We start from the raw sequence: 19,255 nt of genomic DNA, 5'->3' as shown, positions 1-19,255 counted from the left end.
AATGGCAAAGTTAGAGAATAATAACGAGAATGAGAACAAAAAATCGGTAGCTGAAAACCTAGGTAATCAGGTACAAAAGGCCGTTGAAAACGCCGGTGATAAAGTAAAGGAGACTGTAAAAGAGGCTTCTGAGCTTGCCTCTGATGCTATTAAACATCCTGTGGAAACTGCTGAGGAGTTCGGAAAACAGGCCGTAAAAGACGTTACCAGCTATTCGTGGTGGGCGCGTTTGCTGCTGATTCTTTTCTGGCTCGGACTCAGTCTTGTCGTTTCGATTTTTATCATTATCAACCTTCCCGTTACCAAACAATGGGCTGCCGACCAGGCGTTACAGGTGGTGAACAGGGATTTTAAAGCGCAGATGTCAACTGAAAGTGTTGAGGTCAATTTTTTTGGAAATGTAAAGATCAAAGGGTTAAAAATCAAAGACTATAAAGGATACGATTTTATTCAGTCAAAAGAATTTATTGCCAATTCAAACTGGCTTTCTCTGGTTAAAAATATAACTAAAAATAATTCGTTAAGCTTTAATTCTTTGACGTTAAAAAATGCTGATATAAAAGTTATTACGTATAAAGGTGACAGTATTTCAAACTTTATCCGCTTCACACAATTATTCGACAGCGGGAAGAAAAGAGATCCCAATAAACCTCCTTTTCAGCTGGATTCGAGACTTCAGATTCTTGATTCTAAAGTTTCCATTGTCAATTTAAATTCTCCGGGAGAAAACGGAAAATGGCTGACCGCTACCAATTTTAATCTTAAAGCACCTAACGTAAAAGTTAACGGGAGAAATATTTCAGCCATTATTAACAATATGTCTTTTACGACGACCCGGTGGGGGAAATCTCATTTCGTAGACACTTTTTCAACCGAACTCTCTATGACTCCGGAGTATCTTGCGTTAAAAGAACTTACTTTAAATACAGATCATACCCTTTTACAGGGAGATATTAAATTTAATCTTCATGATGACGGTTCATGGTCCGATTTTGCCGATAAAGTAAAATGGGAGATGAATCTTATTCAGGGAAGCCAGCTGAGCGGCTACGATATCAGTTATTTTGTAACGAACTGGGATAATTTTAAACCATTTAATGTTTCCGGCAAAATGGCAGGCCCTCTAAATGATTTTAAGCTAAATAATTTCCTGATCAGAAATCCTGACGTGAATATTGCGACAAAGTCAATGAAGGTCAATAAGCTGTTAAAAGGTGATTTTTTAATTGAAACGAATGATCTTTCTGCAGATTTTACCTATAAAGACCTGAAAGCGATGATGCCTACATTCATTTCCCAAAAAATGAAGAATTTTGCTGATGATTTCGGGAAGTTAAAATACAACGGAACAGCAAGCGTCAATCCTAATCGGGTGTATGTTGCCAGCGGAAATTTAATGACAGGAATCGGACAGGCAAAAATCACTCAGTTTTCTTTGACGGATTACAGTTCATCCATGCCTAAATATGTCGGAATTGCCGATGTTAAAGATTTAAATACTTCAGTTATCACAAAGAATAAATCAGTGGGTTTAATTTCAGGAAGATTTGATATCAACGGGCAAAGCTTTGATGTGAATACCATGAAACTTACCACCAAATCCAGAATTACCAGTATTGAGATCATGAATAAGGAGATTAATAATGTGTACCTCGAAGGCCTGCTGGATCATAAAAAATACAACGGACTCATCACCGTCAATGACGAGCAGGCAAAAGCGAATATTAAAGGATTAATTGATTTCAGTACTTCGAGAATTTCGATGAATGTGAATGCTGATGTTAATTATCTCAACATGAATTATTTCACCAATACTCCCGGAACACAAGTGTTAAGCGGAAGAGTAACCGGCAAAATGGCTATGTCATCAATCAATGATCTGACTTTAGATGTTGAAGCCAATGGAATTAATTTCGCTACGGCGACCCAAAAATATTCAATTCCAAGTGCCAGGTTGAAAACCTTCATCGAAAACGGTGGTCGTGTAATAGATGTTGATGCGCCGGGAGCGGCCAATGGAAAAATTTCAGGCAGATATAATCTTGGCGATCTCGCAGGAATGGTAGAGAACGGATTAAACAAAATTCTTGTAGGACCTGCTCCGAGAAAAATGTACAGAGGACAGAGCTTTGCCATGAACTTTGATGTTCAGCAGGGTTTAATAAGCTATTTCCTTCCTGATCTTAAATTGCCGCAGGGAGCAAAAGTTGAAGGTCAGTACGATGGGAATTCCAATAACCTTATTTTAAACCTGGATGCTACCTCGTTAAAATATATCATGACGAAAAAGCAGGAAATCACTGAGGCTGATAAAGCATTAGCAGACGCGAATCCTGCGTATTCCATTAACGATAGAGACAACATCACCAGAGACAGTGCGATGGTAGACAGTGTTATGGTGAGAATTAATACTGCCAATCTTGACGAACAGATCTTTGCGAAGATCAACAGATTGCAATACAATAAAAACATTATTAAAGATCTTACATTAAGTGGCAGAAATGAAAACAACGAAGTTCTTCATCTGGCAACGAAATTCAAACACGGAAGTCCTGAAGATGAATTGGATGATAATCTGAAAGAATATGCCATCAATATTAATCAGTCTACCAATGCGGGAGGTGATTTTGTATTCCGTTTTGAGCCTACCGAGGTGAAATTCAATGATGTGACTTGGGCTATTGATACAAGTCCGGAGCTAAATCATTCCATTACTTACCGTAAGAAGGAAAAAGATTTTGATATCAGAAACCTCAGAATTTACTCTGATAAAAGTGCATTATTTGTAAAAGAAGCACAGTTTAAATCTGCAAAAGACTTCTATCTTGATGCTGAAGTCAATGATTTTGCCATAGAAAAGGTAATGGAAATGCAGCCCGGCGGAAATTCATTGAATATAAAGGGCTTAGCCAATGGTAGCGTGAAAATAAGGATGGATAAAAGTACGCTTCAGCCATTAGTGGATATGACGATCGACGATATCATGATGAATGGAAATGATATGGGTGATATCACGATTTCTGCAACCAATGGATTCTCTTTAAATGTATATGATATTGACATTAAAGTAAATTCCGCCGGCGTTATCGGAAACAATAGCCTCCATGTAACAGGAACCGTGAACAATAACGCTTCGTCACCTGTCATAGACCTTACAGCTGAAATGAGGGATTTTGATATAGCGTTTGCCCAACAGTTTGTGACTACTGTTTTTGGTAATTTACGAGGTAAAGCGACCGGAGATTTGAAAATCAGCGGAAAATTCAGCGATTTGGATTACAGCGGAGATATCGCCTTGAAAGGATTTGGACTTAAACTTTTATTTACCGGTGTAGATTATTCATTTGATGATACGGTCATTCCGTTGACTAAAGGTCTGGCCATTCTCAATAATATTGAAGTTCATGATGGAAGAACAAATTCGAAAGGAAATATTTCAGGGGCGATCCAGTTTGAAACTCTTTCTTCAATGGGGGTCAACCTCGTTATGAGAGCAGATAACTTATTGGTTTTAAATACAACTCAAAAGGATTATGATCTTTTCTGGGGAAGAGTGTACGGACAGGGGGGATTTGTACGTTGACGGTCCGGTTTCGGGCTTAAGTCTTTCTACTCCTAATATGAAAGCGCTTAGTGGAAGTACCTTCACTTTCAATTCTAGCTCGACGTCTAATGTGGAAGAGTTTAAAATGTTGAGGTTTCTTAAAGAAGGAAAGGACGGTCTCGTGACACTTGAAGATAAGAAGAAATCCGGTGCCAATATGAATATTGATTTTGCCCTTGATGTAGATAAAGGAACTACCGTAAATGTACTCATTGGCGATGATGTGGGAAATATTACCGTAAAAGGAGCTGCAGAAAAGCTGCGTTTCCAGATGAGCAGACAGGGTAATATAGCCATGAACGGAACTTATAAGGTAGAAAACGGAACTTTTGTTTCCAAAGCTATTCTAAATAAAACTTTCCAGATCGAAAAAGGAAGCAGCATCCGATGGGATGGCGATGCCATGAAACCCGCGCTGGATATTACGGCAAACTATGTAAGAATGGTTTCCAACGCTGGAGAATACCTGAATATGGGAAGTCTGCAGCCTATCAGTATTTTGCTTCAGGCTAATATTACACAATCTCTCGTTGACCCGAAAATTGATCTCGATGTCACGGCATTAGATGTTTCCAGCCAGGTAAAAGAAACGCTGGCAGCGAAAATGAGTCAGGAAGGGGAAAAAGTATTACAGTTCGGGTCTGTGTTGCTTTTAAATAGTTTTAATGTTTCCAGGACCGGTGGAGTAGACGTAGATGTAGCAGGCGTTGCGGAATCTTCCGGATATAATATGCTGTTAAAACAATTGGGTTCAGTGCTTAATACAATGAGTAACGAATTCCAGATTGACCTTAATTACGTAAAAGGAGACCAATATTCAAACACCGGTGACCGTGCCAATGCCGGGGTAAGTTTTGCCCTTTCACCGAGAATTAAAGTAAAAACAGGGTTGGGAATTCCTCTTACGAAAACAGAGAATACAGAAACCAATTATCTCTCCGGAGAAGGAACTATTGAGTATGATATATCGAAGAAAAATGATGGGAGTCTTATCTTAAGAGGGTATTCTAAGCCTTCAAATATTGGAGTTATTAATGGTGCAGGATCTAATGGAACTGCTAATCAAGCCTATGGAGGAGGTATTGTTTGGAGTAAGAGCTTTAATTCTTTATTCAAAAAGAAGAAAAAAGATAAAAAAGCAGCTGAGGATAAAGCTCAGATAAAAACAGATTCTACAAAATCAAATGCAAAATAATCTCAAATTTATAATGATTTTTATCATATGTGTTAATTATTGTTAATATTTGATATAAATTTTTTAGTTAAATTATTTTTTATAAATTTGCAAAAAATACATTGTTTTTTTAAGAAAATTGTAATTTAACTAATATGAACTATCAACTGGACGAAATAGACAAGAAAATTCTTGATTTCTTAGTAGAAAACACAAGAATGCCTTTTACTGAAATTGCAAAGCAGATGGATGTTTCCGCTGGTACAATTCACGTAAGAGTGAAAAAGATGGAGGATGCAGGTATTATTTTGGGATCATCTCTTAACATCGATTACGGAAAGCTAGACTATCATTTCACGGCTTTTATCGGAATTCTTTTAACAAAATCCAACAGAACTCAGGAAGTTTTGAAAGAACTTACAAGTATTCCTAATGTAATTGAGGCGAGTGTAATTTCAGGGAAATATAATATTTTCTGTAAAGTAAGAGCCAAAAATACAGAAGATGCCAAAAGAATTATCTATCAGATAGATGATATTCAGGATGTAATGAGAACTGAAAGTATGATTTCTATGGAAGAATACTTAAGTGACAAGAACAGATTGATCAACGCTATCTCTATCTAATTCAAATTTTAAACGAATTATATAAAAGAACTTATGAAATCTCTCATAAGTTCTTTATTTTTGTACCTATGGAAGAATATAGCTATTTTGACGAAGATCCGAAGAAAGGATGGGGATTTATTCTAGCTTTTGCAGCGTTAATGCTTTTTACCTTTATGGGATTCGGGATTGATCTTGATGAGTATTTACAGCACGAATATCTTCATATTCCGAGATGGTATTTCTTTGTAATTTTTGCCGTAGATGCATTGATGGCAGTAAGTCTTGTTTTAATGTTTTTCTACCGTAAAATAGGCATCTTTGCCTTTCCTGCGCTACTCGTTCTGCATTTCTTCATGCATAACTATTACTTGTCGACTTTTCTTTACACAGATGTCACCAATCTTTTCCTCTTTACAGGTTTCGGAATGCTGGCAATTATTCCGAAGTGGAAGTTTTTCAGGTAATTTTTTAAAGATAAAAAAAAGTTTTAATAATATGAATAGGAGCGGACTTCAGTCCGCTTTCTTGTTTTCAATATATAAGGCTTTAGCCGAAACTTACATTTAGTTTACTTAAAAACTAACAAAAAAAAGTCCCCAAAATGAGGACTTAAATATATTTTATTCTTATTTGATTAAGCTAAAATTCTTTTCACCGCTTCTTTTACAGCCGTTGAATCAATTTTATATTTCTTCATAAGCTCGGCAGGCGTTGCAGATTCTCCGAATGTATCATTTACTGCAACAAATTCCTGTCTTGTTGGTCTTTTTCTTGCAAGCATTCCCGCAATAGATTCTCCAAGACCTCCAAGATAGTTGTGCTCTTCAGCCGTTACGATTTTTCCTGTTTTTTCAACCGATTTTAAGATGATTTCTTCGTCAAGAGGTTTAATAGTGTGGATGTTGATCACTTCACAAGAGATGCCTTCTTTTTCAAGCTCATCTGCAGCAATTAAGGATTCCCAAACCAGATGACCTGTTGCAACGATTGTTACATCAGTTCCTTCTTGTAGCATAATTCCTTTTCCGATCTCAAATGGCATATCTTCCGGAATGAAAACAGGAACTACAGGTCTTCCGAATCTTAAGTAAACAGGACCTTCAAAATCAGCGATTGCCAACGTTGCAGCTTTTGTCTGGTTGTAATCACAAGGGTTGATTACCGTCATTCCCGGAAGCATTTTCATCATACCGATGTCTTCCAGAACCTGGTGAGTAGCGCCATCCTCTCCTAAAGTAAGACCTGCGTGAGATGCGCAGATTTTAACATTTTTATTGGAATAAGCAATTGACTGACGGATCTGATCATACACTCTGGAGGTAGAAAAGTTAGCGAAAGTTCCTGTAAAAGGAATTTTTCCGGTAATGCTCAATCCTGCAGCAAGGCCCATCATATTCGCTTCCGCGATTCCCACCTGGAAGAATCTTTCCGGAGCTTTTTCAATGAACTTCTCCATTTTTAAAGATCCGATAAGGTCCGCACAAAGTGCTACAACATTTGGATGAGTATCTGCAAGTTCAGCAAGTCCGGCTCCGAATCCTGAACGGGTATCTTTTTTTTCTGTATATGTAAATTTCATTTTACTTAAAGTTTTTGATAATTGATAAATGACAGTTGAACAATGATCTTTTAAAGATCTAGGATCATCATTTATCGTTAATAATTTATCATTTATAATTAATAATCAGCAGGAGCTTCTAAATACAATTGTTTGAAGGCTGTTTCAAGTTGCTCATCATTAGGCGCTTTTCCGTGCCAAGCGTGAGATCCCATCATAAAGTCTACACCATTTCCCATTTGGGTATGAAGGATAATAGCAACCGGTTTTTCTTTTCCTGTTTCAGTTTTTGCCTTTTCAAGGATCGCAATTACTGCTTCAAGATCATTACCGTTTTTCTCTTCCAGCACTGTCCATCCGAAAGCCTCAAGCTTTGCATGAAGATTTCCTAAAGAAAGTACATTGTCTGTACTTCCGTCAATTTGCTGTCCGTTGTAATCTATTGTAGAAATGATATTGTCGACCTTTTTTGGAAGCAGCATACATGAAAGCCTCCCAATTCTGACCTTCCTGCAATTCGCCGTCTCCCTGTAAAGTATATACGAAAGATTTATCTCCGTCTAATTTTTTGGCTTGAGCTACACCTAAAGCGACCGAAAGCCCTTGACCTAAAGATCCCGAAGCCACTCTGATGCCCGGAAGTCCTTCGTGAGTCGTCGGGTGACCCTGTAATCTGGAATCTAATTTTCTGAAAGTTTTCAATTCATCTACCGGGAAAAATCCGAACCTGGCCAAAGTAGAATAGAATACTGGAGATATATGTCCGTTCGAAAGATAGAAATGATCTTCATTTTTACCTTCCATGGTGAAAGGAAGTTTATAGTTCATTACCTTTCCGTAAAGAGCTGTAAAGAATTCAGTACAACCTAAACTTCCACCTGGGTGACCGGAATTCACAGCGTGAACCATTCTTAAAATGTCTCTTCTGATTTGCGTAGTAAGAGATTTCAACTCTTCGATGCTTTTACTCATTGCTTAGAATTTATATGCACACAAATCTACAATTTTTTAGTGGCTTATGGAAATGTAACAAACCGGATTTGTGTCCGGATCTGAATCTTTTAACGTATTTTGTATGATAAGTGTTTTTAATTTTAAAGTAAATTGATTTTGTATTTAATAATCTGATGAAGCATGATTTAAATGTAATCAGATTTTTATCATTGCCATATTTTTCATTTGGAAATGATAAGTAAAATATAATAAATCTGTATAAAACGTAAATTATTTTTTCCTGATCAGCCAAAGCCCGACAAAAGTTAGCAAACCATTAATAATTAACAGTTCCAGTCCTATTTTAAATTCTCCAAAAAGTGTTTCCTGATATTTATCGATAAAGAAAGAAATCAACGGAGCTGCAATACATACAAAAGGAACCAGCTTGTCCTTTACCTTATATTTTGTGAAAATTCCGAATGCAAATAAACCTAAAAGTGGTCCGTAAGTAAATCCTGCCAGCTTAAGGATTAATCCGATCATCGAATTATCATTAATGACTTTAAAAATAATCACCATTATTAAAAAAGATAACGCAACCAAAAGGTGAATATTTTTTCTGAATTTTTCCTTTTTTCCGTCATCCCATTGCGTTTTTTCTCTCATTCCGAAAATATCAATACATAGAGATGAAGTAAGCGCTGTCATTGCACCGTCTGCACTTGGAAATAAAGCTGAAATTAATGCAATGATAAAAATAATTGAGATAAACGGCGGCATATGATTTAAAGCAATATCCGGAAACAGCTGGTCACCCGCACTGGAAACACTTTCCTGCGCACCGTAAAGATGTAAAAGTCCTCCCATATAAAGGAATAATGAAATAACACCCAACAGAATAAATCCGAGGGTAACCATATTTTTCTGGGAATCTTTCAGTCGGGTTACCGAAAGACTTTTCTGCATCATCTCTTGGTCAATACCTGTCATGGTGATCGTAATAAAAGCTCCTGCAAGGATTTGTTTAATGAAAAAACTTTTCTGATTAGGATCAAAATCAAAAATTTTCGTGTATCCTTTTTCATTCATGGCGGTAAAGCTGTCACCGAGACTCAAACCGAGGTGATTTAACATATATACCGTGCAGATGATCAATCCCAGTAGCATACATGAAGTTTGTAATGTATCGGTCCAGACAATTGTTTTTACACCGCCTTCATAGGTATAAAGAATGATCATCGCCAGAATAATTAAAGTCGTAACAATAAAAGGAATCCCGAGACTATCCAGGATGGCGAGTTGTAAAATATTAACCACAAGATATAATCTCGCTGTAGCACCCACCAGTCTTGAAACAATAAAAATCCACGCACCCGATTTATATGAAAGCTGTCCCATCCTTTGCTGAAGGTATCCATAAATAGAAGTCAGCTTAAGCCTGTAATATAAAGGCAGAAGAACATATGCAATCACAATATAGCCGATCAGATATCCCAATGTGATCTGTAAATAGGAAAATTTATCATTTCCTACGGCTCCCGGAACGCTCACGAAAGTAACACCGGAGAGAGATGTTCCGATCATACCAAACGCGACCAGCATCCAATTACTTTTTCGGTTTCCGATGAAGAAACTCTCATTATCACTTCCTTTTCCGGTTTTGTAGGCTACCCAAAGCAGCAGTGCGAAATAGACAATGATAATAGATAATAATATAATCGGAGACATGTTCTGCTAAATTTAAATTTTAGCAAATATAGTTTTTTCTCTTCTGTCTAAAAAAATAAAAACCTTCCGGGGTTGAAAGGTAAAGGTAAAGGTAAAGGTAGCGGAATATTGTTCTCTTACAGTTTCATGCTTAGCTTTATCTCAACCTTAGTCTCGTTACACCTTATTCACCAGCACGTCCTGAATTTCTTCATCCTTCTGGAAAGTAGCTTTTGCAAAAGGACACAGCGGGATAATGGTTTTGCTGTTTTTTCTTGCAAAGTCTACCGCAGCCAGAAGCATTTCTTTGCCAACGCCTTTACCGTTGTAGTCTTCTTCCACTTCAGTATGATCGATGATGAATCTTTCTTCTCCAGCCCAAGTATAAGTCATAAGACCTGCGTGGTTTCCATCTATAAATGCTTCAAAATTTCCGTTTTTCTCGTTGTTGTTCTGCTTTACTTCAATCATATTATGAAAATTTGGTTAGTATTTCGATATCGTTAGTCAAAATTTTATGAATAGGGCAGGCATCTGCTATCGTACGCAGCCTTTTTATCTGTTCCTCGTCAAGAATTGTGCCTTCAAAAGTAATATCTCTTTTAAAAATCGCTCTTTTGGTTAAAGGAAAGTTCTCAAGTTCAACTTCTACATTGATGGTTTCTATATCCCATTCTTTTCTGTCAATATACATTCTTAGGGTGGCAGCCGTACAGCTTGCCAGCGAAGTTGCCAGAATTTCAAAAGGATTGAAGCCTTTGTTTCCTCCGCCTTTATCTACCGGTTCATCGGTGATCAGAGTGTTTTCACCGGCGATAACTTCGGTATAATATTTCTCTTTGCCTAAACTTGCTTTTACGATGATAGACATGATTTTGGTTTTATTGGTTGACCTGAGCTTTAAAGCTTTCTATTTTATTTTTTAAATCCTTTAGCATTTCAGGATTGATAACACCAGCTTCCAGATCAAAGTTCTCATAGAACTTAGGCAGTGAAAAGGTTTCTTTTACATCAGCCCCGAATTGCGGGAAGAATGTTTTTGCCGTATTCATGACGTTTCCCCCCTCCATATCCACCCGGGGAAGTTGACATCAGGAACATCGGCTTATTCTGGAAGACTTTTACATTAATTCTGGAAGCCCAGTCGAAAACGTTTTTAAATGCAGCACTGTAAGACCTGTTGTGTTCAGCAAGTGAGCAGATAATTATGTCGCAGTCTTCAATCACTTTCAAAAAATGATGAGCCTCATCAGGAAACCCTTTCTTTTCGCGGTCTACAGAAAATACAGGCATGTCGAAATCATTTAAATCAATTAAATTAATCTCCTCATTCTGAAAATCTTTTAAAACAAACTTTACCAGTTCTCTGTTGATGGAAGTGGAAGAAGTACTTCCTGCAAATGCTAATATTTTCATAGTTTATAATATTTCTTCCTAAGGTTTTCTGTTTAAAATTGCTTTTGGAAGCGGTACGTATTCTTCTTCATCTCCCGGAACAAGAGGAAAAGCTTCGTGATTCTGATCATTCCAATTTACTTTGGCCTGCTCAATCAGTTCTCGGTCTGAATTTACAAAATTCCAGAATATAAAGCGTTCTTCGTCAAAAGGCTCACCTCCGAAAAGATAAACGGTTCCGTTTTCGCTCATGTCAAACTCGCAAAGCTTGGTGTCTTTTGCAATCATGAGCTGCTTGGAGCCGTAAGAATTTCCGTCTGTCGTTACCGTTCCATCCAGCACATACATTGCGGCTTCTCCGTAAAGATCTTTTCCGATGCTGATCTTTTGGACATCTTTTGTTTTAATTTCAATAAAGAATAATTTGCTGTGAACGGGAACCGGTGATTTTCTGCCGAAAGCTTCTCCTGCAATCAGTTTGTATTGAATGCCATCTTCTTCCCAAACCGGAATTTCTTCAGCTTCGATGTGATGAAATGTAGGCTCCGACTGTTCAAGATGTTTAGGAAGACCTACCCAGATCTGGAAACCGTGAAGTCTTTTGTCAGAATGTCTAAGGTATTCCGGTGTTCTTTCGGAATGCACGACACCTTTGCCTGCGGTCATCCAATTCACGGCTCCCGGTTTTATTTCCAGCGCACTTCCCAGGCTGTCTCTGTGAAATATGGAACCTTCCAGCAGATAAGTTAAAGTAGAAAGTCCGATATGCGGATGTGGCGGAACCTCAAGATTCTGGTAATCTTTAAGGTCAGCAGGTCCCATGTGGTCGATAAAAACAAAAGGGCCTACCGCTCTTTTCTCACGGAAAGGCAAAAGTCTCCCCACCAGGAAGTTGCCGATGTCAGCTGATTTTTCTTCTATAATAAGTCCGATATTTGACATGATCAATTAATTTTTAATTAGGCTGTTAATGAGAAACTCAATAACATTTTCCATAAAAATAAGGAAAATAATAAATGGATTTTGGTTTTAGGTTAAATTAATCCGGTAAATAGCCGAATCTTCCCAGATTATAATCCTCGAAAGTCTGCATGATTTCATCTCTTGAATTCATCACAAAAGGCCCATGGGCATGGATCGGCTCATTCAAAGGCATACCGCTGATAATAAGGATAATGCTGTCTTCCTGAGCCTCAATTGTAAACGTTTCTCCTTCATTTTTAAATAAGACTAAATGATTGACAGGAGCTTTTTCACTGCCGTTCACCGTAATGCTTCCTTCGATCACCAGAGCAGCCGTATTGTAGTCAGCCGGGAAATTAAATTCCGCTTTTCCGTGTTTGTTAAGTTTTGCATTCATTACATGAACAGGGCTGAAGGTAAAAGCCGGACCTTTCTGATCATTGTGTATTCCTGCAATAATTTCAACAAACCCATTATTGCCAAGGTCAACTTTTGTCATATCGGTATTCGGGATAGACTGGTATTTCGGGCAGCTCATTTTATATACAGCAGGAAGGTTCACCCAAAGTTGCACCATCTGAAAAATTCCTCCTGTTTTCGCCCATTTTTTCTCGTGATATTCTTTATGGAGTACTCCTTTTGCTGCAGTCATCCACTGTACATCTCCCTCTCCGATAATTCCGCCGCCTCCTGCGCTGTCATGATGCTGAACTTTTCCTTTATACGCTATCGTAACGGTTTCAAAACCTCTGTGAGGATGTACACCTACGCCACGGGGCTGATCTGTACCGTTGAAATGAAATTTTGAATTGTAGTCAAGCATAATGAAAGGATCCATTCTTTTCATATCCATCCCCGGAATTCCCGGAATGAAATTATGAACTCTGAAACCATCACCCACAAAATGAGCAGGTTTCGGAGATATTATCTTTTCTACTGTTTTGGTTGTCATAATATTGTTGGTATTATGGAACAAAGGTAAGTCAGGTAAAGATCTGATGCATTGATCTGTGGTAATATCGGGTTCGGCTTTATTAGTTGTTAAATAATTGCTGTAAAATGAAACAAAAATGAAATAAGATTTTAAGATGAGTGGATTTTTAGCTTTAAAATGAATGGGATCAACAGTAAAAAGAATTGACATTATATATTGAGATTGTAGAATAATATTGGTTTGCCTTTTCTCGGTCTGAGAAACCTTCCCACGAAATTGGTTGGGGCCGTCTCAGGCTGAGAAAGCTTCTCCTAAAACTGGTTTACCCATTCTCAGCCTGAGACAGTGTGCCCGAAAATGAGTTCACGATTTCTCAGGCTGAGAAAGCTTGCCTGATAAATGATTGGTTTTGTCACGCCTTGAGAATATATAGAACAAGACGTTCAGGTTTGGTGATTACAGAGATTCTAGCACGGATTGCAGTGGAAATCCTTTTTTTGCGGCTGGAAGTCCCTCTCCTCAGGAGAGGGATTTAGGGTGAGGAAGAATATATTAATCCTCCTTTGATTTCATATTTTTTCCGTCCGAAATATGGAGTCTGCGAAAAACAAATCCTGAAATAATGGTGAGGATACCAATGGTGAGAAAAGTATAGCGGAATGCATTGTGCGTTTCACCATGAATAAGATCGGTATTTTCAAAAATCTTTAAAACGATTAATCCGAATGCAATACCAAATCCGATGGCCAATTGCTGGTTGACGGAAAGAAGAGAGTTTCCGCTGCTGGTCTGGAAATTCCGCAGGTCTGCAATAGAAATCGTATTCATGGAAGTAAACTGAATTGAATTGAAAAATCCTAATACAGCAATGATCGGCACAAACCAATAGAGTGAAGTATTGATGTCCGGAATAGCCAATAAACAGATCAGAGTTCCTATAATAAATGTATTGATCATAAGAGTCTGGCGGTAACCGAACTTATTTAAAATTTTAATGACATACGATTTTCCGAAGATGGCTGTAAGGGCCATAGGCGCAATAATCCATCCTGACGTAACGGCCGATTGTTTATAGGCGATCTGAATCATCAGTGGCAGCAGCAACGGAACGGAGCTGATTCCTAATCTTGTTGCCAGGTTTCCTACAATCCCCACCCGAAAAGTTCTTACCTGAAATAAATTTAGAGGGAAAATCGGACTTTCATCTTTTTTTGCATGGCGGTAATAATAATACATAAAAAGAAACCCTAGAATGAAAACCACTAAGACAGGTGTTGTGTTTTGAAGGTCTCCAAAAAGTTCCAGGGAAATCGACAACAGAAGGGAGGCTGCTGCGAAAATAAGGAAGCCCTTCAGGTCAAAATCAACATCCGCAGATTTATAATTGGGCATGAATTTCAGGCCTAAAGTTATTCCTAGAATTCCGATCGGGATATTGATAAGGAAAATCCAGTGCCAGGAGAGATAATCAACCATATAGCCTCCAACCAACGGGCCGAGAACAGGACCTATCAATGCAGGAATAATGGCGAAGTTCATCGCTTTAAGCAATTCATTTTTATCAAATGTTTTTATAAGTGCCAATTTACCGACAGGAGTCATCAGACTGCCTCCGATACCCTGAACAACCCTTGAAATAACAAGGTGGGTAAGGTTTTGCGAAATCGCACAAAATAGAGATCCCAGACTGAATAATACGATTGATGCGATAAAAACTTTTTTTGTTCCGAACCTGTCTGCCAGGAATCCGCTGGCTGGCATGAAGACTGCTAAGGTTAAAACATAACTGATAATGGCATTCTGCATATTGAGTGGTGATTCTTTAAGATCGCGTGCAATCGCCGGAAGGGAAGTGTTGAGAATGGTAGAATCCAGCATCTGCATAAAGATCGCGGTTGCCAGGATCAGGGGAAGTATTTTTTTTATCGAATTGGGTTGTGAAATTACATCTGACATTTTTCTGATTACTGGAAATCAACGTTCCAGGTTTGTTTAGTTCAAGAATAGATAATGTTATTTGAAAGCAATATTTGTTCCTTTAGATATTTTAATTTAAAAATTTGGTTAGGTTATTATATTTTTTGATTAATAAAAAAAGTCCTGCAAATGCAGGACCTTCATATTATTTTCTGGGTTTTTCAACGCCTTTCCATTCGTCGCCGGCTTTTCTGTACTGGCTCAACTCGAAGGTTTTGAAATCTTTTGTTTTATATTCAATGTTGTCTGTGTTTTGCTCAAACGGCATGATGTAGTAGTAGTCTGCATCAGTTCTGTCTGTTTTGGTTCCTTTTTTTACGGAAGGAACATATTTTGAGAATTTGTAGCTCGGAAGATACTGCTTTAACCTTGCGTAGAAAGCTTTGTTTTCTTTTTCTTCAGGAATAATATCTACAATATTGAAGTCGTCTTTCTTCTTGTCGATCCACAGATAATAAGTTTTGTCTTCGCCCGTATTTCTGTTGGTGGAATTGAAGGCGAAAAGTTCTTTCGGTACCAGTTCTTTGATTTTTTCAGCATCAACTTTTGTGTAATACTGTCCTTTTGACGGGTCTACGTAAGTTTCAAGATTATACATCAGAACAGAATTGTTCTCAAGATTTTTATTTTTGAAGTATTGATTCAAAGATAATTCTGCTGTTTCTCTTAGCTCTTTTCCTCTTACATCCAGTTTTTTAGTAGGATTCTGAGGGTTTACTTTCTTTACAAATTCGTATAAAACTTTAGGTTTTATATCTTTCAGGTGAGGATATGTTTTTAGCTGCTCAGCTTTTACCAGCCAATAGTATTGTTGATAAAAGTCGTCTTTATCGGCATCCTTCACACTTTTATACACCATTGCAAGTTTTTTGGAGCTAAGATATTTACCATATTTTCCCTGCCCGAAAGCCAAAGTCATGGATAATAAAGCAAATAAGAGAGTAATGTTTCTTCTCATTTTTTTATAATTGATTTTTCGTTTTCCAAATATAATTATTTATTAGATAATATTTTTGATTAACGGTTAAATTCTGACAATATTATTAAGGTTTATTCAAAAGAAAATCCTGTATTGCTACAGGATTGATAAATTTTAAAATTTAGCCATAGAAAATGAATACAATTTATGATTGATCAAATCACCATTCGCATGATGTCAATGGTCAATTCCTGCTGGTCAATGGTCAATCTGAATTATTAAAAATTCACTTGCAAAGCAAAATTCACCATTGACTTCTCACTTCGAAGATTCTCCGTAAGACGTTTCATGTACTTTTACGGCTCTTCCGCTGGGATCGTTCATATTTTTGAAAGCTTCATCCCATTCCAATGCAATTGGAGTAGAGCACGCAACCGAAGGTACGGATGGCACTGTAGCAGCGGCGGTTTCACTTGGGAAATGTTCTTCAAAAATAGATCTGTAACGGTATTCTTCTTTATTTTGTGGTGTGTTTAAAGGAAATCTGAATCGGGCATTGGTCATCATTTCATCAGTCACTTCTTTTTCAGCCACGGCTTTTAAAGTATCGATCCATGAATAACCTACACCATCTGAAAATTGTTCTTTCTGTCTCCATACAATAGATTCCGGAAGAATGTCTTCGAATGCTTTTCTTAATACCCATTTTTCTATTTTTCCTTCGGATGCATTTACCATTTTATCTTTAGGATTGATGGTCATGGCAATATCCATAAATTCTTTATCTAAAAAAGGAACGCGGCCTTCTATTCCCCAGCTCATTAAAGCTTTGTTGGCTCTCAGGCAATCATAAAGATGAAGTTTCCCTAATTTTCTCACGGTTTCATCATGAAATTCCCTGGCATTCGGAGCTTTGTGAAAATAAAGATAACCTCCGAATAATTCATCAGAGCCTTCCCCGGAAAGCACCATTTTAATCCCCATAGATTTAATGACTCTCGCCAAAAGATACATCGGGGTAGAAGCCCTTATGGTAGTAACATCATACGTTTCCAAATGATAAATAACGTCACGGATCGCATCTAGACCTTCCTGAACGGTAAAATTAACCTCATGATGAACGGATCCTATATATTCTGCCGCTTTTTGTGCCGCCGCAAGATCAGGAGATCCTACAAGGCCTACCGCAAAACTGTGAAGCCTCGGGTACCATGCTTCCTGAGTGTCTCCGCTTTCCACTCTCTGCCGGGCAAATTTTGCCGTAATGGCAGAAATTACTGAAGAATCCAGGCCGCCGGAAAGCAAAACTCCGTAAGGAACATCGCTCATTAATTGTCTGTGAACAGCATCTTCCAAGCCTTTTCTTAATTTTTCAATATCGGTTTCAGCATCTTTTACAGAATCATAGCTTTCCCAATCTCTTTTGTACCATTGCTGAAGTTCGCTTCCGTCTTTGCTGTACACCAGATGTCCGGGAAGGAAAGTTTCAATCTTTTTTGCAGACACCTTCCAATGCTTTCAGTTCAGAGGCAACATAATAATTTCCGTTTTTGTCCCAGCCCTGGTATAGTGGACAAATACCCATGTGATCGCGGGCAATAAGGTAAACGTCATTTTCGGTATCATACAGGGAAAAGGCGAAAATACCGTTCAGTTTTTCAATAAAGTCTTTACCGTATTTTCTGTAAAGTGCTAAAATCACCTCACAATCAGATTGTGTCTGAAATTCATAATCAGGAAATTCTTCCTTTAATTCTCTATGGTTATAAATTTCTCCGTTTACGGCCAGTACTACTTTACCGTCTTTAGTGAAAAGAGGCTGTTTTCCTGAAGTAGGATCTACAATAGCCAGTCTTTCATGAGAAAAAATTACTTTTTTCGTCCTGGAAAACTCCGCTCCAGTCCGGGCCTCTGTGGCGGATTTTTTTTGACATTTCCAACACCTGGGGTCTTAATATTTCGGTTTTTTGTTTGGCATCAAACAAACATACAATTCCACACATATTTTATCATTTAATTTAAAACAAAAGTATAAGTGTGGTTTATATTAAACAATAAAAAAAATCATTAAGTTTAAATTTTTAACTTAATGATTAATTATATAGTAAAATTTTAATTATAAACGGAAATTCAGCTGATTTTAGTTAATTTTTTTCGTTGGGAATATTCGTTAATCATATACAAAATAAAAACAAGATAATTAATAATGTATGTTAATTTATTACGGAAATTTTTACCATTACTTTGTGGCTCGAAATAATTTTTTTTCATCATTTGTGTTTTTACCTTCTTGCAGAGTTAATTTGCAAGAAGGTTTTTTTTATTCATTTCCAAGTAATACTCCTGAGACATTCCATGAACTGAAGCTTGTTCCTTCGGTAGGCCCTTGTGGAATTTTTACCTGAATGGTATGTTTTCCTGCTTTTAAATCTCCAAGAGGAATGAAATTTGGATTGGTCACAGTACCCGGACACCAATTGGAACGACTCAGATCCGATGATGAAAGTCCATCACCAAAATTTCCCGAAGCGGGATTGTAAAGCCGATAACAGCCACAATCTGATCTCCATGGCACGAATGAAAAAGCCATCTTTCCATCCAGGAAAATGGAATTTGCTTTAGGAACGAATTCATCGCCGTTTTCCCAGCCGCCGTGGCCGGTGGTAATATATCTCAGCTGTGCGTTCTTCAGCTCTTTTTTAAGGGTAAATTCTACAAGAAGACCTTTATCCTGACTGAACATAGTAGAATAATCCTGCCCGGCCATTTCCATAATATTAAGGCTGTTGAATAAAGGAATCACAGTATTGTTTTTATGGATATTCTGATCACTTTTATGAATAGTGATCTCCAGGCTTACTTTATGCCCTCCTTTGTCGTAGTTTCCGATAAAAGCTCCGATCCACAGTTCTTTTTCACTCAAAGAAGGCTTCAGCTCAGTGATGTCCTGACGGTACGGGCTGATCGTCTGCCAGGTTTTGTCTTTAAGCTGAAGGTTATTAAATTTGTTAATTCCGAAAGCAGTAAAAAAACGCATCATTTCAATGACGGGATTATAATTTTCTGTTGAAACAACTCCGAAGTATTGCTTACCATTTCCATTATCATAAAGCGGAAGGGTTTTTACTCCATTTTCGAGTCCGTCCAGAAAAGATTCTTTTTTATCTTCAGGAATAAAAAATACCGTTCCGGTTCTGTCGTAAGCATCTCCGTTGGATTGTTGTTTTAATTCGACGAAAATATTTTCGCCTTCCGAAATTTTCGGGAACTTAATTTTTTTAATGATAATGGTTCCTTTAGCGAATCTTTTAACATCACTGTCTGTTTTTGAATCATCTGAAAAATTAATAGTTTCGTTTTCAAATACTTTTAAAGTGGTGAATCTGCTTTTCCAGACCAGATCTTTGTAGCCAAGCTGATCGGTAGAGTTGACCTGGCCGTGAAGGATTTTATCAATACCAGTTTTTTTTACTTTTTTTA

Annotated in this window: 13 protein-coding genes and 3 pseudogenes; 4 read left to right on the top strand and 12 right to left on the bottom strand. The window is 37.5% G+C overall.

What is annotated here, in order from left to right; translation table 11 throughout:
* Nucleotide 1: 1 nt before the first annotated feature.
* The 4 genes from AAHI02_RS08960 (at nt 2) to AAHI02_RS08945 (ending at nt 5,850) form a co-directional block, all read left to right on the top strand.
* Nucleotides 2–3,583, top strand: a complete 3,582-nt coding sequence (locus AAHI02_RS08960; RefSeq protein ID WP_346986343.1) for a translocation/assembly module TamB — start codon at nt 2–4, stop codon at nt 3,581–3,583.
* Nucleotides 3,534–4,799 (top strand): translocation/assembly module TamB domain-containing protein, encoded by a 1,266-nt coding sequence (locus AAHI02_RS08955; RefSeq protein ID WP_346986342.1) that lies wholly within the window; start codon nt 3,534–3,536, stop codon nt 4,797–4,799. The genes AAHI02_RS08960 and AAHI02_RS08955 overlap by 50 nt, the downstream gene beginning before the upstream one ends.
* A gap of 134 nt (nt 4,800–4,933) precedes the next feature.
* On the top strand, nt 4,934–5,404 hold the full coding sequence (locus AAHI02_RS08950; protein WP_042723244.1) for an AsnC family transcriptional regulator: 471 nt from the start codon (nt 4,934–4,936) through the stop codon (nt 5,402–5,404).
* 68 nt (nt 5,405–5,472) lie between these two features.
* Nucleotides 5,473–5,850 (top strand): hypothetical protein, encoded by a 378-nt coding sequence (locus AAHI02_RS08945; RefSeq protein ID WP_346986341.1) that lies wholly within the window; start codon nt 5,473–5,475, stop codon nt 5,848–5,850.
* A 170-nt stretch (nt 5,851–6,020) separates the two neighbouring features.
* Here the strand turns inward: AAHI02_RS08945 and AAHI02_RS08940 are convergent, their stop codons facing one another.
* The 12 genes and pseudogenes from AAHI02_RS08940 to AAHI02_RS08885 form a co-directional block, all read right to left on the bottom strand.
* A complete protein-coding gene (locus AAHI02_RS08940; RefSeq protein ID WP_346986340.1) occupies nt 6,021–6,965 on the bottom strand; it encodes a transketolase family protein in 945 nt (314 codons plus the stop codon).
* Nucleotides 6,966–7,063: 98 nt separating this feature from the next.
* A pseudogene (locus AAHI02_RS08935) lies at nt 7,064–7,916 on the bottom strand (transketolase).
* A 252-nt stretch (nt 7,917–8,168) separates the two neighbouring features.
* Nucleotides 8,169–9,608 carry a sodium:solute symporter gene (locus AAHI02_RS08930; protein ID WP_346986339.1) on the bottom strand — a complete coding sequence of 480 codons (1,440 nt, stop codon included), beginning with the start codon at nt 9,606–9,608 and terminating at the stop codon, nt 8,169–8,171.
* 156 nt (nt 9,609–9,764) lie between these two features.
* The gene (locus tag AAHI02_RS08925) at nt 9,765–10,058 is read right to left on the bottom strand and encodes a GNAT family N-acetyltransferase (RefSeq protein ID WP_346986338.1); all 294 of its coding nucleotides are present in this window, start codon (nt 10,056–10,058) and stop codon (nt 9,765–9,767) included.
* 1 nt (nt 10,059) lies between these two features.
* Nucleotides 10,060–10,458 (bottom strand): OsmC family protein, encoded by a 399-nt coding sequence (locus tag AAHI02_RS08920; RefSeq protein WP_346986337.1) that lies wholly within the window; start codon nt 10,456–10,458, stop codon nt 10,060–10,062.
* 10 nt (nt 10,459–10,468) lie between these two features.
* A pseudogene (locus tag AAHI02_RS08915) lies at nt 10,469–11,003 on the bottom strand (NAD(P)H-dependent oxidoreductase).
* Nucleotides 11,004–11,021: 18 nt separating this feature from the next.
* Nucleotides 11,022–11,924 (bottom strand): pirin family protein, encoded by a 903-nt coding sequence (locus tag AAHI02_RS08910; RefSeq protein WP_346986336.1) that lies wholly within the window; start codon nt 11,922–11,924, stop codon nt 11,022–11,024.
* A 97-nt stretch (nt 11,925–12,021) separates the two neighbouring features.
* Entirely contained in the window at nt 12,022–12,897 is an 876-nt protein-coding gene (locus AAHI02_RS08905; RefSeq protein WP_346986603.1) for a pirin family protein, read from the bottom strand.
* A gap of 534 nt (nt 12,898–13,431) precedes the next feature.
* The gene (locus AAHI02_RS08900; protein ID WP_346986335.1) at nt 13,432–14,835 is read right to left on the bottom strand and encodes an MFS transporter; all 1,404 of its coding nucleotides are present in this window, start codon (nt 14,833–14,835) and stop codon (nt 13,432–13,434) included.
* A gap of 166 nt (nt 14,836–15,001) precedes the next feature.
* Nucleotides 15,002–15,814 (bottom strand): hypothetical protein, encoded by an 813-nt coding sequence (locus tag AAHI02_RS08895; RefSeq protein ID WP_346986334.1) that lies wholly within the window; start codon nt 15,812–15,814, stop codon nt 15,002–15,004.
* Nucleotides 15,815–16,093: 279 nt separating this feature from the next.
* Nucleotides 16,094–17,778, bottom strand: a pseudogene (gene asnB, locus AAHI02_RS08890) (asparagine synthase B).
* 317 nt (nt 17,779–18,095) lie between these two features.
* A complete protein-coding gene (locus AAHI02_RS08885; RefSeq protein WP_346986602.1) occupies nt 18,096–19,124 on the bottom strand; it encodes a PNGase F N-terminal domain-containing protein in 1,029 nt (342 codons plus the stop codon).
* Nucleotides 19,125–19,255 lie beyond the last annotated feature (131 nt).

It is taken from the genome of Chryseobacterium sp. POE27 (assembly GCF_039727685.1).
In the GTDB taxonomy this organism is placed as follows: domain Bacteria; phylum Bacteroidota; class Bacteroidia; order Flavobacteriales; family Weeksellaceae; genus Chryseobacterium.
This window is presented reverse-complemented; position numbering and strand designations above follow the sequence as displayed.

What these genes read in the sequence shown, in the direction of transcription:
- AAHI02_RS08950 (WP_042723244.1), top strand. Translation starts at nt 4,934, where the DNA reads ATGAACTATCAACTGGACGAAATAGACAAGAAAATTCTTGATTTCTTA.
- AAHI02_RS08925 (WP_346986338.1), bottom strand. Translation starts at nt 10,058, where the DNA reads ATGATTGAAGTAAAGCAGAACAACAACGAGAAAAACGGAAATTTTGAA.
- AAHI02_RS08960 (WP_346986343.1), top strand. Translation starts at nt 2, where the DNA reads ATGGCAAAGTTAGAGAATAATAACGAGAATGAGAACAAAAAATCGGTA.
- AAHI02_RS08955 (WP_346986342.1), top strand. Translation starts at nt 3,534, where the DNA reads ATGATCTTTTCTGGGGAAGAGTGTACGGACAGGGGGGATTTGTACGTT.
- AAHI02_RS08910 (WP_346986336.1), bottom strand. Translation starts at nt 11,924, where the DNA reads ATGTCAAATATCGGACTTATTATAGAAGAAAAATCAGCTGACATCGGC.
- AAHI02_RS08930 (WP_346986339.1), bottom strand. Translation starts at nt 9,608, where the DNA reads ATGTCTCCGATTATATTATTATCTATTATCATTGTCTATTTCGCACTG.
- AAHI02_RS08940 (WP_346986340.1), bottom strand. Translation starts at nt 6,965, where the DNA reads ATGAAATTTACATATACAGAAAAAAAAGATACCCGTTCAGGATTCGGA.
- AAHI02_RS08895 (WP_346986334.1), bottom strand. Translation starts at nt 15,814, where the DNA reads ATGAGAAGAAACATTACTCTCTTATTTGCTTTATTATCCATGACTTTG.
- AAHI02_RS08905 (WP_346986603.1), bottom strand. Translation starts at nt 12,897, where the DNA reads ATGACAACCAAAACAGTAGAAAAGATAATATCTCCGAAACCTGCTCAT.
- AAHI02_RS08920 (WP_346986337.1), bottom strand. Translation starts at nt 10,458, where the DNA reads ATGTCTATCATCGTAAAAGCAAGTTTAGGCAAAGAGAAATATTATACC.
- AAHI02_RS08900 (WP_346986335.1), bottom strand. Translation starts at nt 14,835, where the DNA reads ATGTCAGATGTAATTTCACAACCCAATTCGATAAAAAAAATACTTCCC.
- AAHI02_RS08945 (WP_346986341.1), top strand. Translation starts at nt 5,473, where the DNA reads ATGGAAGAATATAGCTATTTTGACGAAGATCCGAAGAAAGGATGGGGA.